The sequence below is a fragment of the Tepidiphilus succinatimandens genome, from assembly GCF_006503695.1.
GTDB classification, from domain to species: Bacteria; Pseudomonadota; Gammaproteobacteria; order Burkholderiales; family Rhodocyclaceae; genus Tepidiphilus; species Tepidiphilus succinatimandens.
In genome coordinates this window covers 294,977-321,590 of record NZ_SBIK01000001.1, presented here as the reverse complement: position 1 = coordinate 321,590, position 26,614 = coordinate 294,977, and the positions used below count along the sequence as shown (strand labels likewise).

21 protein-coding genes and 1 pseudogene are annotated in these 26,614 nt (G+C 68.0%); 9 read left to right on the top strand and 13 right to left on the bottom strand.

Going from position 1 to position 26,614, the window contains the following annotated elements:
* The gene (locus tag EPD82_RS01685; RefSeq protein WP_141054679.1) at positions 1-567 is read right to left on the bottom strand and encodes a hypothetical protein; all 567 of its coding nucleotides are present in this window, start codon (positions 565-567) and stop codon (positions 1-3) included.
* Positions 568-686: 119 nt separating this feature from the next.
* Here EPD82_RS01685 and EPD82_RS01680 point away from each other — a divergent pair, with 119 nt between their 5' ends.
* Entirely contained in the window at positions 687-1,580 is an 894-nt protein-coding gene (locus EPD82_RS01680) for a TonB family protein (protein ID WP_141054676.1), read from the top strand.
* On the opposite strand, the gene ylqF is transcribed toward EPD82_RS01680, so the two are convergent.
* Positions 1,562-2,476, bottom strand: coding sequence for a ribosome biogenesis GTPase YlqF (gene ylqF, locus EPD82_RS01675; RefSeq protein ID WP_141054673.1), 915 nt, complete (start codon positions 2,474-2,476; stop codon positions 1,562-1,564). The genes EPD82_RS01680 and ylqF overlap by 19 nt on opposite strands.
* 187 nt (positions 2,477-2,663) lie before the next feature.
* Between ylqF and EPD82_RS01670 the strand changes: the two genes are divergently transcribed.
* Positions 2,664-3,239: a chalcone isomerase family protein gene (locus EPD82_RS01670; protein WP_055422473.1), complete on the top strand. Its 576-nt coding sequence runs from the start codon at positions 2,664-2,666 to the stop codon at positions 3,237-3,239.
* A gap of 15 nt (positions 3,240-3,254) precedes the next feature.
* Here the strand turns inward: EPD82_RS01670 and EPD82_RS01665 are convergent, their stop codons facing one another.
* Positions 3,255-3,884 (bottom strand): glutathione S-transferase family protein, encoded by a 630-nt coding sequence (locus EPD82_RS01665; protein ID WP_055422474.1) that lies wholly within the window; start codon positions 3,882-3,884, stop codon positions 3,255-3,257.
* A gap of 215 nt (positions 3,885-4,099) precedes the next feature.
* Here EPD82_RS01665 and EPD82_RS01660 point away from each other — a divergent pair, with 215 nt between their 5' ends.
* Entirely contained in the window at positions 4,100-4,561 is a 462-nt protein-coding gene (locus EPD82_RS01660) for an NUDIX hydrolase (protein ID WP_141054670.1), read from the top strand.
* 9 nt (positions 4,562-4,570) lie between these two features.
* Complete coding sequence (mnmA, locus tag EPD82_RS01655; RefSeq protein WP_141054667.1) at positions 4,571-5,743, top strand: tRNA 2-thiouridine(34) synthase MnmA; 1,173 nt, start codon at positions 4,571-4,573, stop codon at positions 5,741-5,743.
* On the opposite strand, the gene EPD82_RS01650 is transcribed toward mnmA, so the two are convergent.
* The 5 genes from EPD82_RS01650 to glnE form a co-directional block, all read right to left on the bottom strand.
* A complete protein-coding gene (locus EPD82_RS01650) occupies positions 5,703-6,344 on the bottom strand; it encodes a DUF2238 domain-containing protein (RefSeq protein ID WP_141054664.1) in 642 nt (213 codons plus the stop codon). The genes mnmA and EPD82_RS01650 overlap by 41 nt on opposite strands.
* A 42-nt stretch (positions 6,345-6,386) precedes the next feature.
* Positions 6,387-7,325, bottom strand: a complete 939-nt coding sequence (locus EPD82_RS01645; protein WP_055422477.1) for a hypothetical protein — start codon at positions 7,323-7,325, stop codon at positions 6,387-6,389.
* Positions 7,326-7,471: 146 nt separating this feature from the next.
* A complete protein-coding gene (locus EPD82_RS01640) occupies positions 7,472-7,927 on the bottom strand; it encodes a SixA phosphatase family protein (protein ID WP_055422478.1) in 456 nt (151 codons plus the stop codon).
* A 5-nt stretch (positions 7,928-7,932) separates the two neighbouring features.
* Positions 7,933-9,426 carry a CYTH and CHAD domain-containing protein gene (locus tag EPD82_RS01635; protein ID WP_141054661.1) on the bottom strand — a complete coding sequence of 498 codons (1,494 nt, stop codon included), beginning with the start codon at positions 9,424-9,426 and terminating at the stop codon, positions 7,933-7,935.
* Positions 9,427-9,442: 16 nt separating this feature from the next.
* Positions 9,443-12,118: a bifunctional [glutamate--ammonia ligase]-adenylyl-L-tyrosine phosphorylase/[glutamate--ammonia-ligase] adenylyltransferase gene (gene glnE, locus EPD82_RS01630; RefSeq protein WP_055422480.1), complete on the bottom strand. Its 2,676-nt coding sequence runs from the start codon at positions 12,116-12,118 to the stop codon at positions 9,443-9,445.
* Positions 12,119-12,240: 122 nt separating this feature from the next.
* Between glnE and EPD82_RS01625 the strand changes: the two genes are divergently transcribed.
* From EPD82_RS01625 to tldD, 3 genes are read left to right on the top strand one after another with little or no spacing between them, the layout of a single operon-like run.
* A complete protein-coding gene (locus tag EPD82_RS01625) occupies positions 12,241-15,495 on the top strand; it encodes a YhdP family phospholipid transporter (protein ID WP_141054658.1) in 3,255 nt (1,084 codons plus the stop codon).
* Entirely contained in the window at positions 15,492-16,343 is an 852-nt protein-coding gene (locus EPD82_RS01620) for a carbon-nitrogen hydrolase family protein (protein WP_408646096.1), read from the top strand. The genes EPD82_RS01625 and EPD82_RS01620 overlap by 4 nt, the downstream gene beginning before the upstream one ends.
* Before the next feature lie 5 nt (positions 16,344-16,348).
* Positions 16,349-17,809, top strand: a complete 1,461-nt coding sequence (gene tldD / locus EPD82_RS01615) for a metalloprotease TldD (RefSeq protein ID WP_141054858.1) — start codon at positions 16,349-16,351, stop codon at positions 17,807-17,809.
* Here the strand turns inward: tldD and EPD82_RS01610 are convergent.
* The 4 genes from EPD82_RS01610 to EPD82_RS01595 form a co-directional block, all read right to left on the bottom strand.
* The gene (locus EPD82_RS01610; protein ID WP_141054861.1) at positions 17,784-18,440 is read right to left on the bottom strand and encodes a lytic transglycosylase domain-containing protein; all 657 of its coding nucleotides are present in this window, start codon (positions 18,438-18,440) and stop codon (positions 17,784-17,786) included. The two genes, tldD and EPD82_RS01610, sit on opposite strands and share 26 nt — an antisense overlap.
* 88 nt (positions 18,441-18,528) lie before the next feature.
* Entirely contained in the window at positions 18,529-20,256 is a 1,728-nt protein-coding gene (locus tag EPD82_RS01605) for a proline--tRNA ligase (RefSeq protein WP_141054655.1), read from the bottom strand.
* Positions 20,253-21,512 (bottom strand): acetate/propionate family kinase, encoded by a 1,260-nt coding sequence (locus EPD82_RS01600; RefSeq protein WP_141054650.1) that lies wholly within the window; start codon positions 21,510-21,512, stop codon positions 20,253-20,255. Before EPD82_RS01600 ends, EPD82_RS01605 begins: the two co-directional genes overlap by 4 nt.
* An 18-nt stretch (positions 21,513-21,530) precedes the next feature.
* Positions 21,531-22,946 carry a bifunctional enoyl-CoA hydratase/phosphate acetyltransferase gene (locus EPD82_RS01595; protein ID WP_141054647.1) on the bottom strand — a complete coding sequence of 472 codons (1,416 nt, stop codon included), beginning with the start codon at positions 22,944-22,946 and terminating at the stop codon, positions 21,531-21,533.
* A 147-nt stretch (positions 22,947-23,093) separates the two neighbouring features.
* Here EPD82_RS01595 and glmU point away from each other — a divergent pair, with 147 nt between their 5' ends.
* Together glmU and glmS are read left to right on the top strand one after the other, a co-directional pair.
* Complete coding sequence (gene glmU, locus EPD82_RS01590; protein WP_141054644.1) at positions 23,094-24,461, top strand: bifunctional UDP-N-acetylglucosamine diphosphorylase/glucosamine-1-phosphate N-acetyltransferase GlmU; 1,368 nt, start codon at positions 23,094-23,096, stop codon at positions 24,459-24,461.
* A 4-nt stretch (positions 24,462-24,465) separates the two neighbouring features.
* Complete coding sequence (glmS, locus tag EPD82_RS01585) at positions 24,466-26,298, top strand: glutamine--fructose-6-phosphate transaminase (isomerizing) (RefSeq protein ID WP_141054641.1); 1,833 nt, start codon at positions 24,466-24,468, stop codon at positions 26,296-26,298.
* A gap of 140 nt (positions 26,299-26,438) precedes the next feature.
* On the opposite strand, the pseudogene EPD82_RS12470 reads toward glmS, so the two are convergent.
* Positions 26,439-26,543 (bottom strand): annotated as a pseudogene (locus EPD82_RS12470) (oxidoreductase); the annotation flags it as partial.
* Positions 26,544-26,614 lie beyond the last annotated feature (71 nt).

The following is a 26,614-nucleotide window of genomic DNA, read 5'->3' as shown; positions in this document are numbered from 1 at the left end:
TCAGTCCTTGCCGGGACGGATGGGGTCGGAGAAGACCAGCGTGCCGTCCTTGCGCATCATGAGGTTGTCGCGGCTAAGCAGATCAGGAATCACGCGATAGGTTTCGGCGAAGCGCGCCAGCGTCTCTACTGCCTGTTTCATGCCGGCATCGAACGGCGGCGGCTTGAGCTCGGTGAGCTGCTGCAGCGCGATGCGGCCCATCATCTGGCCCAGCTGCTGCCACTGCTGGCACAGATCCCACCAGGCGTGGATCAGCCGACGGGCGGCGTCGGCGGCGGGGCTGGTTTCGGGGATGGGATAGAGCTTTTCCACCTCGAAAAGGTGCATGGGAAAACCGTTGCTGGCGCGTCCGATGATGCCGTGGTAGGCGTAGACGGTGGGGAAATGCGGTCCCTGGGGGCGGTCGTCGGCAGCGTAGAGCAGGTATTCGTCCGGATGGGTGATGATCTTATAGACGCGCTCGCCGTCTCCCTTCTCGAGCACGATGCTGTAGCGTCCCCGTGCGATCTCGGGTTTTCCCTCGAGCAGCGGGTGTTGGGGCACCGGGTCGGGGATTTTGTCGGTCATGGTCTCGCTCCCTCTGGGGTATGTTCAATGATAGCGTAAATCCGGCGCGGCGAAGGGAAGCGCGCTCCGGCGAGGTGCCAGTGCGATAATCCCTCTTTGCCTTTCATTGAAATGCTTCGATGCAAGAAGATTCGTTCGGGGGGACGGCGCGGCGTGGGGGCCGGCAATGGCGGCCGTCGCTGGCGGCGTGGGCCTTGGCGCTCGCGGTCCATGCGCTCGCCTTCGGCCTGCTGGCGGCGGGACTCTCGTCCGCCTGGCCGCCGCGCGAGCCGCCTCCTTTTGCCGTGACCTTGATCGGGCCGGTGGAGGAGGCGCCGGATTCGGCCGCTGCGGGCGAGGCGGGAGGGGGGGAGGGTGGGTTCGCGGCACCTGTGTCCGAGCCGCCGGCCGAGGTTTCGCCGCACGCGCCCCCCTCTCGGCCCTCGATGCCCGCTCCTATTCGGACGACGGCTGCGCCGCGAGCCGTGGCGGTGAAGCCGGTGCACATGCCCTTGCCCGAGAAGCGGATCCCCCCTGCGGAAGCGCTACCCGAGGTCAAAGCGGCCGTGCCGGCCAGCGAGGAGGGAAATGCTCCATCGCAGGGGGCCTCGCAGGAAGCGGGCGAGGGGCGCGGCGGTGCCGAGCCTGCCGTTGCGACGGGCGAAGGGGCGGGCGCGGGCGGACGCGGGAACGGGGCGTCCGGGCCGTCTTCCGGAAAGGAGGGAGAAGGGGGCGGGGGTGCTGGTTCCAAGGGCGGGGCGCCCTGGTCCGAGCGGCTGCGCGCCTGGCTCGAGGCGCACAAGGTCTATCCGCCGAAGGCGCGGCGCCTCGGTGTGGAGGGGACCGTGTGGGTGCGGCTCCATTGCTCGGGAGGGAAGGCGGTCGTGCAGCTCGAGCGATCCTCCGGTGCCCCCTGGCTCGACGAGGCGGCGCTCGCGCTCGTGCGCGAGGCGGTGGCGGCGCTGGAGGGGGACGCGGCCGTGTGCGCCCTAGGGGGGTTCACGGTGCCGATTGGCTACCGGCTGGTCGGCTGAGCGTTTTCTTCGGCGCTGACGCGCGCCGCTTCTTCGTGCGCAGCGATCATGGCGGCACGCGAGGCGGGCGTCTCCAGGGTGAGGGGGCCGAGCTTGCCCTCGCGAAAATCCTGCAGGAGGATATTGGCCGCCTTTTCCCGGTCGAGCTCGCCGCCCTTGCGCCGGCAGCCGCGCCGCTCGCCGACGGCCTCGACGATCTCTTCGCCGTTCATGCCTGTGGGATCGAAGCGGTAGCGTGCGGTGAGCCGATCGGCGTATCCTTGGGCGAGCAGGGTCTCGGCAAGGAAGGCCGCCACTTCCTCTTCGGCCACGGCGTTGCGCCCGATGGCGTGGCAGGCAGCGAGCAGATAGCCGTCGGCCTCGAATTCGATCTTGGGCCACATCAGGCCGGGGGTGTCGGTGATGCTGCGCAGGCCCGGAAGATCATAGCGCTGCACGCTCTTCGTCACGGCCGGCTCGTCCCCGACCTTGGCGGCCTTGCGGCCGATGAGGGCGTTGAGGAGCGTGGATTTGCCGACGTTGGGGATGCCGGCGATCATCAGCCGCAGCGGTTTGGTCGGCTCGCTGCGGTGTGGCGCGAGTCGCTCGCAGGCGGGCAGGATACGGCGCACGTCGGCCGGATTCTTGGCGCAGACGGCGAGCGCGCGCACGCCCTCTTCGCGCTCGAAGGCGGCGATCCATTCGGTGGTACGGGCCGGATCGGCGAGGTCGGCCTTGTTGAGCAGCTTCAGGCAGGGGCGCTGCCGGCTGCGGCGCAGCGTCTCGAGCAGAGGATTTCGGCTCGCTGCGGGAATGCGCGCGTCGAGCACTTCGATGAGCACGTCGACGTCGGCAAGCGTCTCTTCGAGCTTGCGCCGCGCCGCGTGCATGTGGCCGGGAAACCATTGGATGGGCATGGGGCGATCATACTATGGAGCGTCGCGAATGACCTACGGTGCGGCCGTATGGCGGCGTTGCGCGGTGCTCGGATGCCCGCCTATCTTGGTGCGATGGTTCTGCGAGCTACCCTACGCATGAGGGCGTTGACGAATGAAAGCATTGTCACTAGCATTTATTTTATTCAAACGTTTGTTGGAGTTTTGTATGAATACCTTGCGCCGCTGGATGCTCATCTTGTGCGGTTTGTCGTGCTTTGGGTCGTTGGCTTGGGGCGGAGAGGGGCAGGGGGAATTCGCACCAACCCTCGAACGTGAAGGACAGGTGCTCGTGCGCAACGGTTCGGGGGTGCGTACGAGACTCGTCTTCGACGTCTATGCCATCGCTTTGTATCTGCCGCAGCGGGCGGAAACGGCCGAGGCGGCATTGTCGTCTCCACCGCCGCGGGTGATTGCGATTCGCTTGCTGCGACGCTTGGACGGACGCACCTTTGTCGAAGCGCTGTGGGAGGGACTCGAGAAGAATCATGCGCCGGATGCGCTCGCCCCGTTTCGTGATCCTTTGGCCAGACTCAGGGCGGCGATGGCAGCGGCAGGCGAGATGAAAGCAGGGACCGCCGTGGAAATCACCGAGAACCTTCATGGAGAAACTTCCATTCTCGTCGATGGACAGGCGTTGATGGAGCCGGTGCGTGAGCCGGGTTTCTTCCCGGTGCTGCTGGCGATCTGGCTGGGTCCTTCGCCTGCGCAGGAGTCCCTGAAGGGGGCTTTGGTCGGTCGGTGATTTCGTTCGTGACGCTCAGGCGGACGCGCTCGGCCGTGCCCGTACCGTTTCGTACCAGCGTCGAGCGTTGATGTGCGTTTCTGGCAGCGTGAGCTTGATCCAGCCGGCGAAGTCCACCGTGACGAAGGCGGTGATGTCGGCCACTGAAAAGAAATCGCCCGCCAGAAAAGTCGAGTGCGCGAGCCGTTCTTCCAGGACGTCGAAAAAGCGTTTCGTGCGGCGCTGTCCGCGTTCGACGAGGGCGGGGATCTGCTCGTAGTCATCGTGCCCGGGCAGTGCGCGGTTCTTGAAAGCCGGTGCGGAATTGCGCAATGCGTCGGCGACGGCGAGCAGTCCCTCGAACTCGGCGCGCCGACTCCACATTTCGACCAGGGCCTGCTCGAGCGGGGTCTTGCCGAAGAGCGGCGGGTCGGGTTGCAGCGCCTCGAAATAGCGGCAGATGGCGATCGATTCGCTGATGCCGGTGCCGTCGTCGAGCACGAGGTAGGGGACCACGCACTGCGGGTTGATTCGGCGGAACGCTTCGCTGAGTTGCGCACCCTGGCGTAGATCTACGGCTTCGGTCGGCACTTCGATGCCTTTCTCCGCGAGAAAGATGCGAACGCGTCGGGGGTTCGGCGCGGGCGGATAGTCATAGAGTTTCATCGTCGTCTCCTCATGCTTTCGAGCAGAAGATGATCGCACACTCCCGGGTCTCGTGAAAAACCACTACGAGCGGGGTCGGTTGCGAAGCCCTCCGATCGGGGGGCGTTCGAGCACCGCACGACGCCGTCCTGTAGCCGTGTCGGCGATCGCTCGGGCGCCCATAGGCTGCTTCGCCGGTCTTATAATGCTCTTTTCGGTAAAGTCTGAGGCGCGCGATGGGCGAAGTGTGGCGGCCGCACGTGACGGTGGCGGCGGTGATCGAGCGTGAGGGGCGCTTTTTGTTCGTCGAGGAGGACACGGAGTTCGGCGTGCGCCTGAACCAGCCGGCGGGGCATCTGGAGCCGGGGGAGTCGCTCGTCGAGGCGGTGGTGCGCGAGACGCTGGAGGAGTCGCGCCTGCGGTTCGTGCCCAATGCCGTGGTAGGGGTGTATCAATGGACCCGGCCCGATGGGGCGCTCACTTACCTGCGCTTTGCCTTTTCCGGCAAGGTGACGGGCGAGGAGCCCGATCGCGCGCTGGACGAGGGGATTTTGCGCACGTTGTGGCTATCGCCGGAAGAAGTGGAGGCGGCGGGGCGCGAAGGGCGTCTGCGCAGCCCCATGGTGCTTTCTTGCGTGCGCGATTGGCGCGAGGGGCGGCGCTACAGCCTGGATTTGATCCGCCATTTGGCGGGCTGAGGAGTCGTGATGGAGCAACTCGATTGGGATGCGATCGGCGTCGAGCCGGGCGAGGGGCGCCACGTGGTGGTGGGGCTCTCGGGTGGGGTGGATTCGTCGGTGGCGGCCTGGATTCTGAAGGAGCGGGGCTGGCGCGTGACGGGCGTGTTCATGAAGAACTGGGAGGACGATGACGACGAGGAGTATTGCTCCACGCGCCAGGACCTGATCGACGTGGTGAGTGTGTGCGATCTGCTGGGCATCGAGCTGGAAGTCGTCAATTTCGCCAAGGAGTACAAGGAGCGGGTCTTCTCCGAATTCCTCGCCGAATACGCCGCCGGCCGAACGCCGAACCCGGACGTGCTGTGCAACGCCGAGATCAAGTTCGCCTGTTTCCTCGATCATGCCATGGCGCTGGGGGCCGAGCGCATCGCCACCGGCCATTACGCTCAGGTGCGGCGCTGGGAGGACGAGGAGGGGGCGACGTATCAGCTTTTGAAGGCCGAGGACGGCACGAAGGATCAGAGCTATTTCCTCTACCGGCTCGACCAGGCGCAGCTTTCGCGCTCGATGTTTCCGCTGGGGCGGCTCTACAAGCGCGAGGTGCGCAGAATCGCCCGGGCGCTGGAACTGCCGGTGGCGGAGAAGAAGGATTCGACCGGGATCTGTTTCATCGGCGAGCGGCCGTTTCGCGAATTCCTGCAGCGCTATCTGCCGGCGCGCCCCGGCGAGATCCGCTCGCTCGACGACGGGCGCGTGCTGGGCACGCACCAGGGAGTGATGTATTACACCTTGGGGCAGCGCAAGGGACTGGGCATCGGCGGGGTGAAGGGCGGCGAGGATCCTGCCGAGCACGAGGCGTGGTACGTGGCGGCCAAGGACGTGGCGGCCAACGTGCTCTACGTGGTGCAGGGGCGCGAGCATCCGGCGCTGTGGCACGACCGGCTCACGGCGGTGCGCTGCCACTGGATCTCGGGCCGGGCGCCACACACGCATTGGGTGTATACGGCCAAACCTCGCTATCGTTCCCCCGATGCGCCCTGCGAGATCGAGCGGGTGGAAGGGGAGCGCGCCGAGCTCGTGTTCGCGCAGCCGCAGTGGGCACTCACGCCGGGCCAGAGCGTGGTGGTGTACGAGTCCCGCGTGTGCCTGGGGGGCGGGATCATCGAGACGGTGGGGCAGCAGGAACCGATCGGGCGCTGAGCAAGGCGATCTGGCAGCGGTGCCGCGCAGCGGTGAGCGGCAGGATCAGCACGGCGGCGAAGAGTGCCGTGGCCATGTCCCACTGGGTGTCCCAGATGTCGCCCTGCATGGCGAGGAAGTGTTCGGCTTCGGCGCCGTAGGTCATGGCGGTGCCCCATTCGAGGAGTTCGTAGAAGGCGCTGAAGGCGAGCGCCACCGCCACGGCCAGGAATCCTTGCCAGCCCTTGCCGCGCACGATGGCCAGGCGCACGAAGAGCTCGCGGGCGAGCAGCGCCGGCGTGACTCCCTGCAGGAAATGGCCAAGGCGATCGTAAGGGTTGCGCTCCAGCGCGAGGAGCTCTTTGAGCCAGAATCCGAAGGGTGTCTGGGAATAAGTGTAGTGGGCGCCCACGAGCAGGAAGACCATGTGGATCGTGATGATCCCATAGAGCAGCGGCGTGAGGGGGAAGCGCCGGGCGGTGACCAGCAGCAACGGCAGGGCGAGCACGACCGGCAGGGCTTCGAGCCACCAGGTGAGGCGATCGGCGGCTTCGTGCCAAGACCAGGCGAGCACCGGCAGCACGATGAGCAGGAGCGCGGCCAGGGGTTTGGGCGGGGTCATCGAGTGACGGGCTGATGGGGCGGCGTTCGCGCGACGGGGGGGTCAGGCGACCAGCCGGTGCCGGGTGATGGCGAGCGCCCCCGTGGCGAAGTGTTCGCAGCGGGCGATGTAGTTCTGCGTGCTCTTGGGCATGGGGGTGCGGGCGCGGGTGATGTGTCCGATGAGTTCCTTGCCGTCGAGGATGAGGCGCTCGCCATCGGTGATGAGCAGCAGCTCGTCGCGCGATGGGGGGGTGGAGAGCCTGGGTTTGTAGTTGGCGAGATTTTCTCCGGCCACGACGAAGTCGGCCCAGACGTCGAAGATTTCCTTGTCGGTGCGCAGCGTCTCGGTCTTGACCTTGGCGGCGCGGGCGTAGGCTTCGACGTAGGGGTTGATGCCCTGGAAGAAGGGGTGGGCGCCGATGGTGCGGCACATGACCTGAGCGATCCGGTCGATGTCGCGCATGGTCCAGGCGATCTTGAGGTAGCGGCTCTCGTAGAAGTCTTCGATGGGGATGGAGAAGGCGCGGAAGGGCTCGCCCCAGAGCTCGTCGATGCCTTCTTCGCCGCTGCGATGCAGCACGAGCCGCCCCAGGGAGAGAGCTTCCTGCAGGCAGCGGCCGCATTCGCGCATCAGTTCGTTGTCCGGCGTGATTTTGACGCCGAGCTCTTCGAGCTCGGTGAGCTTGGTGAAGATGTCGGTGGCGCGGTTGAAGAGCGCGCCGGCGAGCATCGCGCCCTTGACGCGCTTCTTCTGCGGGTCGGTTTCCGCCTGATAGGCCGCGCGGGCTTCATCGAGCCGTTTGCCAGGGATGTTGAGGCCGTGCTCGACGTGGTTGAAGAGGCGCCGGGTGAGGGCGGCGATGAGGGTGCGCTTGGCCTGGATCGTATCTTTGGGGATAGGGTACGTCTTGATCCAGTAGCCGTCGTAATAGACCCGTTCGACGCCGTCGATGACGCGCCGCGTGCCGTTGGGCGGAGAAGTGGTGCTGTCGTGGGCCATCGTTGCAAATTGTTTCTGGAAAAGAAGAAGTGTAATGCTGCGATTGATGCGTCGCAATAGGGGCGGATGGAAGGAGGGCATTCGCACCGGCTGGGGTGCGGTGCGGAGAAGGGGAAGAGCCGGTCGATGAGCGATTGGATGGCGCTTCAGTCGAGCAGTTCCGGATCGAGCACGACGCGCAGCACCGTCTCGACGTGGCCGTGGCGCTGGCGGCGTTTGAACCACCACAGGGCGCTGCGCCGGATGGACCAGGTGCTGTGCTGGCCGGCGAGTACGAGCGCGGCGATGCCGCCGAGGGTGGGTTGGTGGCCGACGATGAGGGTGGGGCGTTCGAGCTCGGGCCAGCCGATGGCGGCGAGCACGGCAAGGGGCGCGGCGCCGGGGGCGGCCTCGGGCAGGAGCTCGTAGTCCTGGGTCCAGGCTTCGAGCGTCTCACGGGCGCGGCGCGCGGGGCTGCAGCAGCGGCGCAGGTCTTCGGGGGCGTGCCGTTCCAGCCAGCGGGCGATGCGCTTGGCCTGACGGTGTCCGTGTTCGGTGAGGGGGCGGGCGAGGTCGTCTTGCCCGTCCTGGGCTTCGGCGTGGCGCCAGAGAAGAAGATCCATGTGCGTCATCCGGTGAGGTCGTCTTCGAGCCAGTCTTCGAGGTTGCCGAGGATCTCGGCGGTGTCGCGGGCGATGCGCTCGTGGTGCCAGGCAAGCAGCACGGCGGCGGCGAGCCGTTCTTCAGGATAGCGCTTTTGCCGCTGGACGAGTGCCTCTTGCGCCGCCTGCCAGTCCTGGGCGCGGCCGAGTACGTCGAGGGCCCGCTTGAGCCGGGCGAGCGCGCGGGCGGTGGCCTTGCCCTGCCACAGGGAACGGAAGAATTCCAGCCCATAGCGCAGTTTCTTGAGGGCGATGCGCAGCCGATGGCGCACGGCGGGGGAAGGGTCGCCGAGGTGGGCGGCCAGCCGCCGGCGGGCTTTCTTGCGCAGCGCTTCGAGCCGGTCACGGGCGAAGTGGCGCAGGTCGCTCGCGCGGATGAGGGCGTTGCCGGGCAGGGCTTCGAGCGCGGCGAGGAAGTCGAGCAGCACCCGGCCGTGGCGGCCGGGGTCGAGGCGGCCGCTGCGACGGCGCAGGCGCTCGCGTTCGCTGGAGAGCCGAGCGGCGAGCTCGCCGAGGGCCTCGCGCTCGACGGGGCAACGTTCGAGGGCGGGGGTGAGCAGCTCGTCGAGGAGCACGTCGAGGTCGCGCAGCTGGCCGAGTTCGGCGGCGAGCTCGCCGAGGCGTTCGCGCCAGTGGCTGGCGAATTCGGGGCCGGTGACCGGTTCGAAGATCTGCAGCAGCGCCCGCAGCCGGCGCAGGGCGACGCGGATCTGGTGCAGGTATTCGGGGTCGTGGCGGTAAGGCAGCAGCGCCAGGTTGCCGCTCCAGTGGGCGAGCACTTCGTCGGCAAGGGCGCGCAGCGCCGCGAGGGGGTCGCCCTTGGCGTCGAGTTCGACTGCGACGGCCTTGACCGGCGCGGCCCAGGTGCCGGCGGCGAGCTGCATGGCGCGCTCGGCCTTGCTGCGGTTTTCGGGCCACAGGGAGAGATCTTGCGCCAGCGCCCGGGCGAGCGTCAGGAGTTCGGCGGCGGGGACTGCGTAGGCCTCGAGTTCGAGCTCATGGATCGGCAATTTCGCTGCGCCGGCTTCCAGTCGGCCGAGGTCGAGCGCGATCTCGATGTGCCCCTCGCCGCAGGGGAGTTCCCAGATCTCGCGGCGAAACCGGGTGCGAAAGCGCGGTTCGAGGCGCTCGCGGACTTTTTCCAGGCGCTCGCGCACAGCGTCGTCTTCGACGAAGGTGAAGTCGAACGTACCGGGCCAGGGAGCTTCCCATTCCTGGCGCGAGGAGAGCCCGCTGCGGCTGGGAGCGGCAGTTTTGACGGTGAGGAGTTTGCGTCCCGCCATCTGGCGCAGGCGCAGGGCGATGCCGTGGCGTGCGAGCGCTTCGTCTTCGGTGTCGTAGTAGGTGTTGTCCACACGCACCGGGGGATGGTGACGCGCCGTGGCGAGCAGAGGGTGCGCCCGCAGACGGGGGAGGTCGCCGCGGCGGATGCCGAGCTTGAGTTCGGTTTCGATGGTCATGACCGTTCTTGGTACCTCAGGTGAAGATTTGCCGCCACAGGGCGAGGACGGGTTCGCGCAGCGCCGCGGCTTCCCCTTCGGGGACGACGGCCGGAAGTTCGTCGAGGCGCTGGCGGTGCTGCAGACGGCGCAGTTCGCGGTAGGCGTCGGCGACCTGCCGGGCGAGCGCGGCGTCGATGAGGCCCATCTGCGCCGCACAGCGTAGCAGGGCGATGTTACCGGTGTTCGCGGTGAGTTCGGGGTGTTGGTGGGCGTGCGCGAGCACGAGGTATTGCACCAGGAATTCGACGTCGACGAGGCCGCCCGGGTCGTGTTTGAGGTGGAAGAGCCCCGGGCGGGAGGGGTGGGCGTCGCGCATCTTCTGCCGCATGGCGAGCACTTCTTCCCTGAGCTTGGCGGGCTCGCGCGGCAGGCAGAGGATCTCGCGGCGGATGGCTTCGAAGCGCGCGCCGAGCTCCGGGTCGCCGGCGCAGAAGCGGGCGCGGGTGAGCGCCTGGTGTTCCCAGGTCCAGGCTTTCTCGCGCTGATAGCGGTGGAAGCCTTCGAGAGGAGTGACCGGCAGCCCCGCTTCGCCGTCGGGGCGCAGGCGCAGGTCGACTTCGTAGAGGATGCCGGCGGCGGTGCGCGTGGAGAGCCAGGTGTTGAGGCGCTGGGCGGTGCGGGTGTAGGTTTCGAGTGCGTCGGGGTGGGGGTCGTCGAAGAGGTAGACGAGGTCGAGATCGGAGACGTAGCCCAGTTCCTTGCTGCCGAGCTTGCCATAGGCGATCACGGCGAAGCGCGGGGTGTCGGTGTGGCGGCGGCGCAGCTTGCGCCAGACGTAGCGCAGGCTGAGCTCGAGCAGGGTGTCGGCGAGCGCCGAGAGGTGATCCGAGAGGCGCTCCACCGTCAGCCGGCCGGCGAGGTCGCGCATGAGCAGGCGAAAGGCTTGGGCGTGGTGATGCTCGCGCATCAGGTCCATCTGGCGCTCGGCGTCGGGTTCGAGGGCGTCGAGCAGACGCTCGAGCTCGCGCGCGAAAGCGGGCCAGTCGGGTTCTTCGTCGAGGTGGCGCTCGTCGAGGAGTTCGTCGAGCAGAATGGGGTGGCGCGAGAGGTAGGTGGCGGCCTGACGCGCCGCGCCGACGAGTTCGGCCACGCGGCGCAGCGCCTGCGGGTATTCCTGCAGCAGCGAGAGGTAGGCGCTGCGCCGGCCGATGGCTTCGAAGAGATCGAGGAGGCGTTCGAGCACGTCGTCGTGTTTGGGATGTGCGGCGGCGATGTCGATGGCGCGCGGCAGCAGGGCTTCGAGCCGGTTGCGGTCGGCTGCGGTGAGCGCGCGGGTGCGCGGCGAGGCGCGGAAGGCGTCGAGGCGTCGGGCGAGTTCGGCGGACCGCGTGAAACCGCGTTCTTGCAGGCAGTGTTCGAGTTCGTCGACGGCGGCACTGAGTACCGGTACGGCCACGGTGGTGCTTTGCTCTTCGTGCCCGAAGACGTGGGTGAATTCGGCGGCGACGCGCTCGCGGTGGCGCTCGAGTTCGCGCGCGAAGGCGCTCCAGTCGGGGTAGCCCATCGCCTGGGCGAGCAGCGTGCGTTGGTTTTCGTCGCGCGGCAGGCGGTGGGTCTGGGCGTCTTCCCAGTATTGCAGGCGGTGTTCGACACGGCGCAGGAAAACGTAGGCTTCGTCGAGCGCCGCGGCGGTTTCTGCGGGCAGGATGCCGCGCTCGGCGAGCCGGCGCAGTACCTGGCGCGTGGGGCGGATCTGCAGTTCGGGGTCGCGGCCACCGCGGATGAGCTGATGCACCTGGGCGATGAACTCGATCTCGCGGATGCCGCCGGGGCCGAGCTTGACGTCGTCGAGCCGATCCTGGCGCATCACTTCGTGACGGATCTGGGCATGCAGCGCCCGCATGGCTTCGATCGCGCCGTAGTCGAGGTATTTGCGAAAGACGAAAGGGCGCACCAGGGCTTCGAGTTCCTGCCAGCGCTCGCCGCGCAGCACGCGCCCCTTGATCCAGGCATAGCGCTCCCATTCCCGCCCCTGAGTGAGGAGGTAGTCTTCGAGCATGTCGAAGGAACATACGAGCGGCCCCGAGTCGCCGTGCGGACGCAGGCGCATGTCGACGCGGAAGACGAAGCCGTCGGCGGTGGGGGCGCTGAGGAGGTGGATGAGGCGCCGGCCGAGCCGCTCGAAGAATTCGAAGTTGCTGAGGATCTTGGGACCGGCGGTGTCGCCGTCTTCGGGGTAGAGGAAGACGAGGTCGATGTCGGAGGAGACGTTGAGCTCGCGCCCGCCGAGCTTGCCCATGCCGACGACGAGCAGTTCCTGTTCCCAGCCGGAGGAGGAGAGCGGGCGGCCGTGGCGCTCGATGAGATGCTCGAAGGCGTGGTCGTGGGCCGCTTCCAGGGCGACTTCGGCCAGCGTGGTCATGGTGCCGGTGACTTCGTCGAGGTTGGCTCGCCCGGCGAGGTCGCGCAGCGCCACGTGCGCGAGCACCCGGGCGCGCAGTCGGCGCAGGGAGGCTTCCAGCCGTTCGTCGGGGTCGAACGGCAGCGGACCGGGCGGGTCGGTAAGGAACGCCTGCATCGCCTCGCGGTCGATGGGGGAGTCGAGCGTGGCGGCCAGATGCTCCGCGAGCCAGGGACGGGAATCGAGCAGCCGCGCGAGAAAGGGGCTGTAACGGAGGGTTTCGGCGTAGGGGGCGGGCAGGGTCTGCATGACAGGCTCGGGTGGGCGTCCGTTACAATGCGGGCTGTATCCATTGTAGTGTATTGCGATAGCGGAGGGTTCGGGGTTTGAGGATCGCAACGGGAGTGCGCAGGCTAGGGATCGCGGCGGCGATGCTCGTAGGCGTCGCGGCGGTGCTGATGGTGATGCTGCTTGCGGCGTTGCGGTTCTGGCTGTGGCCGGAGCTCGACCGCTGGCGCGAGGCGCTGGTGCGCGAGCTTTCGGCGCGTAGCGGGATGCAGGTCTCGGTCGGCCGTCTGGAAGGGCAATGGAACGGCTGGTGGCCGGTAGCGGTGGCGAACGACGTGCAGGTTCATACCGACGGGGCCGAGGCCTCGCTGCCGCTCGTGCAGGTGACCCTGGGCGGAGGGTGGGAGGCGTGGCGCAGCGGCAAGGGGGTGGTGCAGATCCTCGTGCCGGCGGCGCAGGTGCGGGTGGACGATGCGGCGGCGCTGAAGCAGCGGCTGCAGGCTGGGGGCGCTGCGCCAGCGTCGGGTTTGCCGACGGGGGTGAGCGTCGAAGTGGGCGAAGCGCGGCTCGCGTGGCGGCGCGACGGCCAGGAGGCGCACGCCCGTGGGTCGCTGGCGCTGGCGCTAGGGGTGTGGGGCTGGCAGGCGGGGTTCGAGGGCGAGGCGCCTGGGGCGGTGCGGCATGCGTCGGTGCTGCTTTCCGGTTCACGCCTGGGGCGGGTGGAGGCGCATTTCGACCTGAAGGAGATCGGCGGCGAGTCGCTTGCGCTGTGGTGGCCGCAGGCGGCGGGCCTGCGCCCCGAAGGATCGGCCTCCGGCGTCGTGGTCTTGGGTGGCCAGAACCTGCAGTCGTTCGACCTCACCCTGGAAAAAGTGGGCTGGGCGGCGGTGGGAGATTCCTTTGGCGTGCGCGGCGTGAGCGGGCGCATCGCAGGGGATCGCGCGGGGGGCGAATTCGCGCTGTCGGTCGCGCAAGGGGCGATGAGCTGGCCGGCGGTGTGGCCGCGGCTCGAGACGGTGGCGGTACCCGAGGGCGTGATCCAGGGGCGTTGGGCGTACGACGGCAACGGCTACGACCTGACGCTGGAGGAAGGGCGGCTGCGCACCGAGGATTTCACCGCGCGGGTATCGGGGCGTTACCGCCTGGCGCGTGCGGGCGACGTGGCCGATCTGCAAGGTTCGCTCGACGAGGTGGCGCTCGATCGCTTGGTGCGCTATCTGCCGGGCGGCGCGGTGGGACCGCGGCTGCAGGGATGGCTGCGCGATGCCTTGGTGGCCGGCAAGCTCTCGGCGGTGGAGTTTCGCCTGCGCGGGCCGCTCGCCGAGTTTCCCTTCCGCGGCAACGGCGGGGAGTTCTGGCTGCGCCTGCCGCTCGAAGGGGTGACGCTGCGCTTTGCGCCGCAGTGGCCGGAATTCGAGCAGGTGAAGGGGGTGGTGACCTTCGATCGGGGAGCGGTGGCGATCGAGGTGGCCCAGGCGCACGCCCAAGGGGTGCGGTTCGGGCCGATCCACGCCTTCATTCCTGCGTTCGACGCCGAGATTCCGGTGCTGACGCTGACGGGCGAAGCCGAGGGGCCGTGGTCGGCGTTTCTGCGCTATGCCGCCGCCAGTCCTTTGCGCCAAGATTTGCCGCTCTCGGCTCTGCAGGCGGTGCAGCTGGAGGCGAAGACGGCGCTGCGCCTGGGGCTGACGATGCCCTTCGCTGGCGATCTCGCTTCGGGGGTGAGCGGGTCGCTGACGTTCTCCGAGGGACGGATCCCGGCGCAGGTGACGGGCTGGCCGATCGAGCAGATTCGCGGCGAGGTAGTGTTCGACGGGCAGGGCGTGCGCTCGGCGCAGGCCGCGGGCAAATGGTGGGATGCGCCGGTGACGGCGAAATGGCTGGGGGGCGATCCGCCGAAGCTCGCCTTGCAGGGATCGTTCTCGGCAGCGCAGCTCTCGGCCGTATTCGGGAAACTGCCCCTGTCCGGTTCGACGGCGGTGAGCGGGACGATGAGCTTCGCCAGGGATGGGCCGGCGCTGGTGCTCACCTCCGATCTCACGGGCATGGGCTCGGACCTGCCGCCGCCCCTGGACAAACCTGCCGGGGTGCGCTGGCCGAGCCGGGCGGAGTTCAAGTTTTTGCCTGTAGGCATGGAAGTAAAAGCGCAGCTCGACGATCGCCTGCGTTTCGTGCGCGCGCGCGACGGCGCCTGGGCGGCGGCGGTGGGAGCGGTGGATGCGCCGCCGGCACCGCGCAAGGGCGGCATGCTGCAACTTGCCGCCTCCGAGCTCGACCTGGATCGTTGGCTGGCCGTGACCGATGACATCGGCGATGGGGGAGGGGGAACGGCGTTTGCCGCACTGCAGGTGGATGCGGCGGCGGCCCGTTTCCTTGGGCGGCATTGGCATCGCGTGCACGTGCAGGGCGAGAGCAAGGGGCCCGTCTGGTCGCTGGCACTGACCGCCGACGAAGCCCAGGGGAACGTGCGCGTGACCTTGGGCAGGGAGGGGGCCGAGCGCGTCGAAGGGCGGTTCGCGAAGCTGATGATGCCGGAGGCGGAAGAGGGGGGGCAAGCCCCGCAGGAAGGGCGCCTGCCGGCCTTCGATCTCACGGTCGATCGCTTCGGCTTGGGCGAACGCTGGCTGGGGGCATTGGCGCTGCGCGCGAGCCTCGCGCCGGGAAGATGGTCGCTCGATGCGCTCACGCTGGAGGTGCCGGCGGTGTTTCGCATCGACGCGAGCGGTGTGTGGCGCGATGGCGAGCGGCCGCAGACCGAGTTTGCCACGAAGATGACGATCGAGGATGCGGGCAAGACGGTGCGGCATTGGTTCGATACCGCCGGGCTCAAGGGAGGAAAGGGGCAGGTGACGGCCCAGTGGCGCTGGCCGGGTTCGCCGCTCGGTTTCGATCTCTACAAGGTGGCCGGACGAGGGGAGATCGAGATCGTCAACGGGCGGTTCGAGGAGATCGAGCCTGGGGTGGGGCGCTTGCTGGGGATCTTGAGCCTGCAGAGCCTGCCGCGGCGTTTGTTGCTCGATTTTGGTGACGTGTTTGCCAAGGGGATGGCCTTCGATCGCCTGTACGGGGGCTTTGCCCTCAACGATGGCTACCTGACGACGGGAAACCTGCGCATCTCGGCGCCGAGCGCGACGGTGGAGATGGTCGGCATGGTGGATTTGCGCAAGCAGACGCAAGAGCTGGACGTGACGGTGGTGCCCCAGTTGTCGGACAGCACGGCGGTGGCCGTGGGCATCGCCAATCCGCTCGCCGGGGCGGTGGCGTTCATCGGGCAGAAGCTTCTGGGCGATCCTTTCGGGCGGATCTTGGGGCGGCGGTTTCATGTGACGGGCCCATGGTCGGAGCCCGAGGTCAAACCCCTGGAACCCGTTCCGGTGGAAGGAGAGGGAGGGAAGTGATGGACAAGGAGAAGGAACGCCCGTCCTTGCGCGCCGCGGCGCTGCAGATGGTGTCGACGCCGCGCGTGGCGGACAATCTGGCCACTGCCGAACGGCTGCTGGAGCTGGCCGTAGACAGCGGTGCGAGGCTCGCGGTGCTGCCAGAGTATTTCGCCATCATTTCAGCCGATGCGCGTGAGAAAGTACGCCTGCGCGAGCGCTTCGGCGCCGGGCCGATCCAGGATTGGCTGGCGCGGCAGGCGGCGCGCCTGGGGCTATGGATCGTGGGCGGAACGGTGCCGCTGGAAGCGGACGTGCCCGACAAGGTGCGCAATGCCTGCCTCGTCCATGCTCCGGACGGGCGCTGCGTGGCGCGCTACGACAAGATCCATCTCTTCGGCCTGCGCCACGGTGAGGAAGTCTACGACGAGGGAGAGACGATCGAGCCGGGCGAGGCGGTGGTCACCGTCGACATCGAAGGCTGGACGGTGGGGCTGTCCATCTGCTACGACCTGCGTTTTCCGGAACTCTATCGCGCCATGGGGCTCGTGGACCTCATCGTGCTGCCGGCGGCCTTCACCTGGACCACGGGCCGGGCGCACTGGGAGGTGCTGCTGCGCGCCCGGGCGATCGAGAATCAATGCTATGTGCTCGCCGCGGCGCAAGGGGGACGGCACGAGGCGGGACGGCGCACCTGGGGGGATTCGCTCTTCGTCGATCCATGGGGCGAGGTGCTCGCCAGTCTGCCCGAAGGGGAAGGCGTGGTGCAGGGAACGCTGCGGCGCGAGCGACTCGACGAGGTCCGCGCGAGGCTGCCGGCGTGGCAGCACCGACGGGAAGGATCATTCATCAGGAGAGTGTACGCATGAAGGAAATGGCGGAGGTGAAGGAAGCAAAGGTCGACGCGCTGGCGCTGGCCGAAGAGCGGTTGCTCGCGGCCAATGGATTGAGGCTGGAGGACGTGTCTTCGACCTTGTCACAGGTGCAGACCCACGCCGTGGATGAGGCGGACGTGTATTTCCAGCTGCGCCACGTGGAGAGCTGGTCCCTCGAAGAGGGGATCGTGAAGTCCGGCGCCTTCTCCATCGAGCAGGGCGTGGGGGTGCGGGCGATCGCCGGGGACAAACAGGCGCTCGCTTATACCGACGACCTGCGACCGGCCTCGCTCCTGGAGGCGGCGCGCACGGTGCGTGCGGTCGCCGCGCTCGGACAGGCGCGGCGGGTGGACCTGCGCCGCGGCGCGTTGCCGCCGGCGCGCTACCCGGCCGTCGATCCGGTGGGAACCCTGCCCGCGCCGGAGAAGGTGCGGCTGCTGGAGCGGCTGGAAGCGAAGGCGCGCGCCCTGGATGCCCGCGTCGAGCAGGTGATGGCGGGGCTCGCCGCTTCGTGGGAGACGGTGCTCGTCGCCCGCAGCGACGGGCTGCTTGCCGCCGACTTGCGTCCGCTCGTGCGTCTGTCGCTCACCGTCATCCTGTCGCAGGACGGGCGGCGCGAGAGCGGCTCGAGCGGCATGGGCGGGCGCTATGGCCTTACCGCCTTCGACGAGGCGGCGCTCGAGCGCCTTGCCCGTGAGGCGGTGCATCAGGCGCGGGTGAACCTGGAGGCGCGGCCGGCCCCGGCTGGCGTCTTCACCGTGGTGCTCGGACCCGGCTGGCCGGGCGTGCTGCTGCACGAGGCGGTGGGGCACGGCCTGGAAGGGGATTTCAACCGCAAGGGGACTTCGGCCTATAGCGGGCGGATCGGCGAGCGGGTGGCCGCTCCGGGTGTGACGGTGGTCGACGATGGGACCTTGCCGCTGCGCCGCGGCTCGCTCACCCTCGACGACGAGGGCACACCCACCCAGCCGACCGTGCTCATCGAGGATGGCATCCTCGTGGGCTACATGCAGGATCGCCTCAACGCCCGGTTGATGGGCATGAAGCCCACCGGCAACGGGCGGCGCGAGTCCTACGCCTACGGGCCGATGCCACGAATGACGAACACCTACATGCTCGCGGGATCGCACGACCCCGAGGAAATCCTCGCTTCCGTCGAGCGCGGCATCTACGCGGTCAATTTCGGCGGCGGACAGGTCGACATCACTTCCGGCAAGTTCGTCTTTTCCATGTCGGAAGCCTACTGGGTGGAAGACGGGAAAGTGTGCTACCCCATCAAGGGGGCGACCTTGATCGGCAGCGGCCCCGAGGTGATGCAGCGCGTCTCGATGATCGGCACCGATCTCGCGCTGGATCTGGGCATCGGCACCTGCGGCAAGGACGGGCAGAGCGTGCCGGTGGGGGTGGGTCAGCCGACGCTGCGCGTGGAGGGCATCACCGTCGGAGGGACGCAGGGCTGAGCTCGGGCTGGCGGTACTTGCGCCAGGTCGCCAGCACCGCGTTGGGGTACTCGGGTCGCCCCAGGCTGCCGTTGTAGCGCCCCAGCGCGCGGTAGAGATCGCCCTTTTCGATGTCGAGGTAATGGCGCAGGATGGTGCAGCCGTAGCGTAGGTTGGTGCGCAGGTGGAAGAGGTTGTGCTGGGGCATGCCGATGAGCCCGACCCAGAAGGGCATCACCTGCATGTAGCCGCGCGCTCCGGCCGTGGAGACGGCGTATTTGCGAAAACCGCTCTCCACCTCGATGAGGCCGAGCACCAGCTCCGGGTCGAGCCCGGCGCGGGCGGATTCGTAGTAGACGGTGGCGAGCAGCTCCTCGCGCTCGGCCGGGTCGGGAACGCGGCGGGCGAGCCGCTCGCTTTGCGCATCGATCCAGCGCGCGGCAAGCGGATCGCGGCGGATGCGCTCGGGGGCGACGGGAGCGTCGGCGACGATGGCCGAGAGCGCCTCGCGCACGCTGTCGGCGAGCGGTTCGTAGATCTGGGCGCCTGCCTGCGTCGTGACGGGGGCGAGCGCGGCGAGCAGGAGCGCCGCCGCGAGCAGGAATCTGGCCGCGGACCGGGAGAAAAAGCGCGGGTGAGACGGCGGCTGCATCATGGGCACCGGATTCTTGCCAAATACTTTCACCCAATGGCTCGGGCCTTGGCGCGACCCATTCGGCGTAACCGAACTCGTCCCGAAATCACCCCAGCGGTCTTTTCTCGGCGCTGATCGCGGCGGCGAGTTCGGCCACGACGTCGCCGATGGGGAGCGTGCGTGCCTCGCGTTCGCGGCGGTGCTGTACTTCGTAGCGACCCGCGGCGAGCCCTCGCTCGCTCACCACCACCCGCCAGGGCACGCCGACGAGTTCCCAGTCGGCGAACATGGCGCCGGGACGTTCGTTGCGATCGTCGAGCACGACGTCGAGGCCGGCAGCGAGACAGTCGCGGTAGATCGCTTCGGCCGCTTCCGCCACCATGGGGGATTTGGCCGCGCCGATGGGGCAGATGACGACTTCGAAGGGGGCGATGGCCGCAGGCCAGAGGATGCCGCGCTCGTCGTGGTTCTGTTCGATCGCCGCGCCCAGGATGCGGGAGACGCCGATGCCGTAGCAGCCCATCTCCATCGGGCGCTCACGCCCTTCGGCGTCGAGGAAGGTACAGTGCATCGCCTCGGAGTACTTCGTGCGCAGCTGGAAGATGTGCCCCACTTCGATGCCGCGGCAGATCTCGAGCGTGCCTTTGCCGTCGGGCGAAGGGTCGCCGGCGACGACGTTGCGCAGATCGGTCACTTCCGGTTCGGGGAAGTCGCGGCCGAGGTTGGCGCCGGTGTAGTGGTGCTCGTCCTCGTTGGCTCCGACCACGAAGTCGGCCATCTTGGCCACGGTGCGGTCGGCGATGACGCGGCCGGTGAAGCCGATGGGCCCGAGCGACCCCGGCCCGGCGCCGAAGGCGGCGCGGATGGCGGTTTCTTCGGCGAAGGTGAGCGGATTCTTGATGCCCGGAAGTTTCTGCGCCTTGATCTCGTTGAGTTCATGGTCGCCGCGCAGGAGCAGCAGCACCGGGGCGCCGTCTTCCCCTTCGACGACGATCGCCTTGACGGTGCGCTCGACGGGAATTTTGAGGAAATCGACCAGATCGGCGATGGTCTTGACGCCGGGGGTGTGCACCTTGACGAGCGGCTCGCGCGGCTCGGGGCGAGGTCCGGGCGGGGGCAGGGCTTCGGCGAGCTCCACGTTGGCCGCGTAGTCGGAGGCGGGGCAATAGGCGATGTCGTCTTCGCCGGTGTCGGCGATGACGTGGAATTCGTGCGAGCCGGTGCCGCCGATGGAACCCGTGTCGGCCGCCACGGCACGGAACTTCAGCCCGAGCCGGGTGAAGATCCGCGTGTAGGTGTCGTACATGTTGCGGTATTCGCGCTCGAGATCGGTGAAATCGGCATGAAACGAGTAACCGTCTTTCATGATGAATTCGCGCGCGCGCATCACGCCGAAGCGCGGGCGGATCTCGTCGCGGAACTTGGTCTGGATCTGGTAGAAGTGCCGCGGCAGCTGGCGGTAGCTCTTGACGTCGCGGCGCACGAGCTCGGTGATGACCTCTTCGTGCGTGGGGCCGAGCACGAAGTCGCGCTGGTGCCGGTCCTTGAAGCGCAGCAGCTCCGGACCGTAGTGTTCCCAACGCCCCGATTCCTGCCACAGCTCCGCCGGTTGCACCACCGGCAGGAGCACCTCGACGGCGCCGGCACGGTTCATCTCTTCGCGCACGATGGCTTCGACCTTGCGCAGGCTGCGCAAGCCCAAGGGGAGCCAGGTATAGATACCGGCGGCGATGCGCCGGATCATGCCGGCGCGGATCATGAGTTTCTGGCTGACGATCTCGGCATCGGCCGGGGCTTCCTTGAGCGTGACGAGGTGGGCGTGGCTGGCTTTCATCGGTTCGCATCGGCGGCTGGAGGATTGGCGGCGATTGTAGCAGAGCCTTCCCGCCGCAGGACTTCCAGGGTATAGCGCGCGATCATCGCTTCTTCGTTGGTGGGTACCACGGCAAGGGCCACGCGGCTATCCGGCGCGTCGATGCGCCCGGCGATGCCGGCGGTACGCTCGTTCGCCTGGGGATCGAGCACGGCGCCGAGCCAGTCGAGCCGTTCGATCACGCGCGCGCGCACCGGCGCGGCATGCTCGCCGATGCCGGCAGTGAAGACGAGCGCGTCGAGCCCGCCGAGGGCGGCCGCGAGCGACCCGATCTCGCGTACCAGGCGGTAGCAGAAGAGCTCGACCGCTTCCCTGGCGTGCGGATCGTCGCTCGCGAGCAGCTCCCGCATGTCCTGGCTGATGCCGGATACGCCCAGCAGCCCCGATTCCTTGTAGAGCATGTGATCGACCTGGGTGACGCTCATGCCGCCGTATTCGATGAGGTGCAGCACGAGGCCGGGATCGATGCTGCCGCTGCGCGTGCCCATCATCAGCCCGTCGATGGTGGTGAATCCCATGGTGGTGGCCACGCTCTTGCCTTCGCGCAGGGCGCACAGCGAGGCGCCGTTGCCCAGGTGGGCAATGATCACCCGTCCCTTGGCACGCTCGGGGCCCAGGACTTCGGGCAGGCGACGGCTGACGTAATCGTAGGACAGGCCGTGAAAGCCGTAGCGCCGTATGCCCTCGTCGAAGAGCTTTCGCGGTAGAGGAAACATCTGGGCGAGTTTTGGCTGGGTGGTGTGGAAGGCCGTGTCGAAGCAGCCGACCTGGACCCAATCGGCGCGTCGTTCGAGCATGCGTTTGATCGGGCGCAGGTTGTGCGGCTGGTGCAGCGGGGCGAGCGGTACGAGTTGCTCCAGCTCCGTGACCATTTCGGGCGTGAGCCGCACGGGTTCGTGGAAGCGCGCTCCGCCGTGGACGATGCGATGCCCCGTGGCGAGGATCTTCACGTCGTCGACGTGGGTGCTTAGCCAGTCGACGAGGTGGGTGAACGCGTCTTCATGTTGCTGGTCGAGCGAGCCTGTCAGAGAAAGCGCGACCGTTTCGCTGGGGTTTTTGCCGCGGCGCACCCGCCAGCGGGGATGGGCCGTGCCGATGCCGTCGATCTGACCCCATACGTGGGGCGTTTCGACGATGGTGTCATCCTCGACGAGAAAGAGAGAGAATTTGACGCTGCTCGATCCGGCGTTGAGTGTGAGAAGGGCAGGACGTCGCATGGAATACCTCGGAGTCGGTCAGGAGGGAAGGCCGGTGGTGCGCTTGGCATGGGCGAGCACCTGGGCCACGGCGCAGGAAGCGGCGCGCGTCTCGGGCGTGTCGGCGCGGCTGGTGAGCACGATGGGGACCTTGGCTCCCAGCACGATGCCAGCCATCAGGGCATTGGCGAGGTATTCGAGCTGCTTGGCCACCATGTTGCCGGCTTCCAGGTCGGGCACGACGAGGATGTCTGCATTGCCCGCTACCGCCGAGCGGATGCCCTTGATGCGGGCGGCGACCTGCGAGACGGCGTTGTCGAAGGCGAGCGGCCCGTCGAGCAGCCCCCCCTTGATCTGCCCACGGTCGGCCATCTTGCACAGGGCGGCGGCGTCGATCGTCGAGCGGATCTTCGAGGTGACGGTCTCCACCGCCGAGAGGATGGCGACTTTCGGCTCGGCGATACCCAGCGCATGGGCGAGGTCGATGGCGTTCTGCACGATGTCGACTTTTTCTTCCAGCGTGGGCTCGATGTTGACGGCGGCGTCGGTGATCATCAGCGGCCGGGGATAGGTGGGCACGTCGGCGAGGAAGACGTGGCTGATGCGCCGCGCGGTGCGTAGCCCCTTCTCCTTGTCCACGACGGCCGACATGAGCTCGTCGGTGTGCAGCGATCCTTTCATGAGGGCTTCGGCCTTGCCCTCGCGGCACAGCTGCACGGCGACTTCGGCCGAGGCGTGCGAGTGCGGCGTGTCGACGATCTGCAACCCGGAGAGATCGGCGCCCAGCGCCTGCGCCGCGGCGAGGATCTTCGCCTTGGGCCCGACGAGGATGGGGCGGATGATGCCGGCCTGCATCGCCTCGAGCGCGCCGCCCAGCGAGGGTTCGTCGCAGGGGTGCGCCACGGCCACGGTAATCGGTTCGAGACCTTTCACCCGAGACATGATCTGGCGGTAGCGCAATTCCTTGTCGGTGACCGAAATCTCGGGCAGATGGAGTTTGGCGCAGCGGATCTTCTCCGCCGGGGCGATGACCTCGGCGATGCCGTCGATCACCTTGAGCCCGTCTTGATTGACGGCCAGGCATTCGAAGACGACACGGCGATCTTCCGCGTGCTTCTCCTTGACGGTGACGCTGGCGGTGAGGGTATCCCCCACGGCGATGGGGCGATGGAAACGCAGGTCCTGGCGCACATAGACGGTGCCGGGGCCGGGGAGCTGGTTGCCGAGGATGGCCGAGAAGAGCGCTCCGCCCCACATGGAATGGCCGACCACTTCATGCGTGGGCCCTTGCTTGGCGAATTCGGGGTCGAGGTGGGTCGGGTTGACGTCGCCGGAGATGGCGGCGAAGAGCGGAATGTCCTGGGGGCGCAGCGTGCGCGTCATCTGTGCCGTCTGGCCGATCTGGATTTCGTCGAACGGATGATTCTCGATGGTTTCCGTGGCAAGCGAGGTCATTTACGTGGCTCCGTTTTTTGCTCTGCACCATTATAGGTGGTATAGGCAGAATGAACAGGCTGGTGCGTAACGTTCGTAAACGTTCATCCCGTCCGCTCGCAGCGGGGTCTACGCGATAATTCCTTTTTTCGGTGCGGAAGGAAGACGATGGACGTGGTGATCCTGGCCGCCGGCAAGGGCACGCGCATGCGCTCGCGCCTGCCCAAGGTGCTGCAACCGCTCGCCGGCCGTCCCTTGCTCGCCCACGTGCTCGACACGGCCCGAAGCCTCGATCCGCGGCGTCTGCTCGTCGTCGTCGGGCACGAGGCGGGACAGGTTCGCGAGGCGTTTGCGGCGCAGGGCGATCTCGTGTGGGTGGAACAGCACCCCCAATTGGGCACGGGGCACGCGCTGCGCATGGCGCTGCCTTGCCTTAGCCAAGAAGACGTGGTGCTCGTGCTCTACGGCGACGTGCCGCTATTGCGGCCGCAGACGCTTGCCCGCTTGCTGGAGGCGTCCGAGGGGGGCAAGGCGCTGGCGCTCCTGACGGCGCGGCTACCCGATCCGAGCGGCTACGGGCGCATCGTGCGCGACGCGAGCGGGCGCATTTGCGCCATCGTCGAGGAGAAAGACGCCGATGCGAACGTGCGCTCGATCGACGAGATCAACACCGGCGTGATGGCCCTGCCGGCCGCGCGTCTTCCCGCCTGGCTCGAGGCGCTTACCAACGCCAACGCCCAGGGCGAGTACTATCTCACCGACGTCGTCGCCGCGGCAGTGCGCGACGGCGTGCCGGTGATCGGCGTGGAGGCCGAGGATGCGACGGAAGTGGCCGGCGTGAACGACAAGGCGCAACTGGCCGAGCTCGAACGCCTCTATCAGCGGCGCGAGGCCGAGCGGCTCCTGCGCGCCGGGGTGACGCTGCTCGATCCGGCGCGGCTCGAGGTGCGCGGCACGCTCGAGTGCGGCCTGGACGTGACGATCGACGTCGGCTGCGTCTTCTCCGGCCGCGTGGTGCTCGCCGACGGGGTGCGGGTGGGCCCTTACTGCGTGCTTTCCGACTGCACGGTGGGCGATGGGGCCGAGATCCGAGCTTTTTCCCACCTAGAAGGCGCTGAAATCGGCCCGCAGGCGGTGGTCGGCCCCTACGCGCGCCTGCGCCCCGGTACCCGGCTGGCGCAGGGCGTGCATGTAGGGAATTTCGTCGAAGTGAAGAATTCCTCCCTCGGGCCGGAGACGAAGGCGAATCATCTGGCCTATCTGGGGGATGCCGAGATCGGAGCGCGCGTCAACATCGGCGCGGGCACCATCACCTGCAACTACGACGGGGCGAACAAGCACCGCACGGTGATTGAGGACGACGCCTTCATCGGCAGCGACACCCAACTCGTCGCCCCCGTGCGGGTGGGGCGCGGCGCGACGCTCGGCGCGGGCACGACGCTCACGCGCGACGCGCCACCCGAGGCGCTCACCGTCTCCCGGGCGCCGCAGCGCACCCTTTCCGGCTGGCAACGGCCGACCAAGAAAAAGGAGTAGCACGATGTGTGGAATCGTCGCGGCCATCGGCCGCGCTTCGGTGGTGGACATCCTGCTCGACGGGCTGGCGCACCTGGAGTATCGGGGCTACGACTCGGCGGGACTGGCGCTGATCGACGGTGAAGGCCGAATCGCCCGCGCCCGGGTACAGGGGCGGGTGGCCCAGCTGCGCCGGCTGGTGGCCGAAGAAGGGCTGGACGGGCAGGTAGGCATCGCCCATACCCGCTGGGCCACGCACGGGGCGCCTTCCGAGCGCAACGCGCACCCCCACGTCTCGGGGACGGTGGCGGTGGTGCACAACGGCATCATCGAGAATTTCGCCGCCCTGCGCGCGCGCCTCGAAGCCGAAGGCTACGTCTTCACTTCCGAGACCGACACCGAGGTGATCGCGCACCTCGTGGCGAGCAAGCGCCGGGCCGGCGCGCCGCTCTTTGCCGCGGTACAGGCGGCGATGCGCGAGCTCGAAGGGGCGTTTGCCATCGCCGTGATCGACGAGACCTCACCGGGCGAAGTGGTTGCGGCCCGGCGCGGTTCCCCCCTCGTGCTGGGCTTGGGCGAAGAGGGCGTCTATGCCGCTTCCGACGTCTCGGCCTTGGTGGCGCAGACGCGCCGCGTGGTCTATCTGGAAGAGGGCGACTGCGCCCGGCTCACGCTCGAGGGGGTGCAGATCGTCGACGAATCGGGTGAAACGGTGGAGCGGCCGGTGCGGCTCACTCACGTCACGGCCGACGCGGTGCAGCTCGCCGGCTACCGGCACTACATGCAGAAGGAAATCTTCGAGCAGCCCGAGGCGGTGGCCGACACCCTGGAAGCCGTGGCCGGCGGGGCGCGGCTCACCCCGGCGCTCTTCGGCCCCGAGGCCGAGAAGACCTTCGCCGCCATCGACCGGGTGCTGATCCTCGGCTGCGGCACGAGTTTCCACGCCGGCATGGTCGGGCGCTACTGGCTGGAAGAATATGCGGGCCTACCCACCACGGTGGAGATCGCCAGCGAATACCGCTACCGCGTCTCGGTGCCGGATGCGAAGACGCTGGTGGTGGCGATCTCCCAATCCGGCGAGACCGCCGACACGCTCGCCGCCTTGCGCCACGCCCAGGGCCGGGGAATGACGCAGACGCTGGCGATCTGCAACGTCCCCGAATCGGCCATCGTGCGCACGGCCAGGCTCGCCTTTCTCACCCGCGCCGGCCCCGAGATCGGCGTGGCCTCGACCAAGGCTTTTACCACCCAGCTCACGGCGCTCGCGCTCCTTGCGCTCACGCTCGCCAAGCAACGCGGACGGCTGCCCGAGGCGGTGGAAGCGAACCGGTTGGATGCGCTGCGGCGCCTGCCGGCGGCGCTCGGGCGCGTGCTGCAACTCGAACCCCAGATCGAGCAATGGGCGCAGCGCTTCGCCGAACGCCAGCACGCGCTCTTCCTCGGGCGCGGCACGCACTGGCCCATCGCCCTCGAAGGCGCGCTCAAGCTCAAGGAGATCAGCTACATTCACGCCGAGGGCTACCCGGCCGGCGAGCTCAAGCACGGGCCGCTCGCGCTCGTAGACCGCGAGATGCCCGTGGTGGCGGTGGCTCCGCGCGACGACCTGCTGGAGAAGCTCAAGTCCAACCTGCAGGAAGTGCGCGCCCGCGGCGCCGAACTCTTCGTCTTCGCCGAAGATGGCAGCGGTGTGGGCGGAGAAGAGGGCGTGCACGCCATCGTCGTGCCCTCGCACGACGCCATGCTCGCCCCCATCCTCCACGTGGTGCCGCTGCAGCTGCTGGCCTACCACGTGGCGCTCGTCAAAGGGACCGACGTGGACAAGCCGCGCAATCTCGCCAAGAGCGTGACGGTGGAGTGAGGGGTCGATCTCACGCCCTGCCGTAGCGCTCCAGCCAATGGGCGTAGGGCGCCGGCAGGACCGTGGCCTAGCGCACCCGCGCCGCGATCGGCACCATGAAGGCCGGTGCCCTGGGAATCTTCGCTGTCGGCGTCGAAAAGATTGGCTACGCCCTCTTCGGCGCTGTACTGGCACATCGGCGAGACGGCGATGCGGTTGCGCAGTCGCGCGTCCTTGAGTGTGAAAGGGGAAAACAAAGCGGACATGATGGAAGACTCCTCTTGCAAAGAATGAAGATGGAACGGGATGGATGTTGATGCCATTGTTGACTAGAATG

Excerpts from the sequence above, each read along its gene's own strand:
- EPD82_RS01635 (WP_141054661.1), bottom strand. The coding sequence starts at position 9,426 with ATGACCATCGAAACCGAACTCAAGCTCGGCATCCGCCGCGGCGACCTC.
- ylqF (WP_141054673.1), bottom strand. The coding sequence starts at position 2,476 with ATGCCCATCCAATGGTTTCCCGGCCACATGCACGCGGCGCGGCGCAAG.
- glmS (WP_141054641.1), top strand. The coding sequence starts at position 24,466 with ATGTGTGGAATCGTCGCGGCCATCGGCCGCGCTTCGGTGGTGGACATC.
- EPD82_RS01640 (WP_055422478.1), bottom strand. The coding sequence starts at position 7,927 with ATGGATCTTCTTCTCTGGCGCCACGCCGAAGCCCAGGACGGGCAAGAC.
- EPD82_RS01665 (WP_055422474.1), bottom strand. The coding sequence starts at position 3,884 with ATGAAACTCTATGACTATCCGCCCGCGCCGAACCCCCGACGCGTTCGC.
- EPD82_RS01610 (WP_141054861.1), bottom strand. The coding sequence starts at position 18,440 with ATGCAGCCGCCGTCTCACCCGCGCTTTTTCTCCCGGTCCGCGGCCAGA.
- EPD82_RS01680 (WP_141054676.1), top strand. The coding sequence starts at position 687 with ATGCAAGAAGATTCGTTCGGGGGGACGGCGCGGCGTGGGGGCCGGCAA.
- EPD82_RS01650 (WP_141054664.1), bottom strand. The coding sequence starts at position 6,344 with ATGACCCCGCCCAAACCCCTGGCCGCGCTCCTGCTCATCGTGCTGCCG.
- glmU (WP_141054644.1), top strand. The coding sequence starts at position 23,094 with ATGGACGTGGTGATCCTGGCCGCCGGCAAGGGCACGCGCATGCGCTCG.
- EPD82_RS01670 (WP_055422473.1), top strand. The coding sequence starts at position 2,664 with ATGAATACCTTGCGCCGCTGGATGCTCATCTTGTGCGGTTTGTCGTGC.
- EPD82_RS01595 (WP_141054647.1), bottom strand. The coding sequence starts at position 22,946 with ATGACCTCGCTTGCCACGGAAACCATCGAGAATCATCCGTTCGACGAA.
- EPD82_RS01600 (WP_141054650.1), bottom strand. The coding sequence starts at position 21,512 with ATGCGACGTCCTGCCCTTCTCACACTCAACGCCGGATCGAGCAGCGTC.
- glnE (WP_055422480.1), bottom strand. The coding sequence starts at position 12,118 with ATGCAGACCCTGCCCGCCCCCTACGCCGAAACCCTCCGTTACAGCCCC.
- EPD82_RS01625 (WP_141054658.1), top strand. The coding sequence starts at position 12,241 with ATGCTCGTAGGCGTCGCGGCGGTGCTGATGGTGATGCTGCTTGCGGCG.
- tldD (WP_141054858.1), top strand. The coding sequence starts at position 16,349 with ATGGCGGAGGTGAAGGAAGCAAAGGTCGACGCGCTGGCGCTGGCCGAA.
- EPD82_RS01645 (WP_055422477.1), bottom strand. The coding sequence starts at position 7,325 with ATGGCCCACGACAGCACCACTTCTCCGCCCAACGGCACGCGGCGCGTC.
- EPD82_RS01605 (WP_141054655.1), bottom strand. The coding sequence starts at position 20,256 with ATGAAAGCCAGCCACGCCCACCTCGTCACGCTCAAGGAAGCCCCGGCC.
- EPD82_RS01660 (WP_141054670.1), top strand. The coding sequence starts at position 4,100 with ATGGGCGAAGTGTGGCGGCCGCACGTGACGGTGGCGGCGGTGATCGAG.
- EPD82_RS01685 (WP_141054679.1), bottom strand. The coding sequence starts at position 567 with ATGACCGACAAAATCCCCGACCCGGTGCCCCAACACCCGCTGCTCGAG.
- mnmA (WP_141054667.1), top strand. The coding sequence starts at position 4,571 with ATGGAGCAACTCGATTGGGATGCGATCGGCGTCGAGCCGGGCGAGGGG.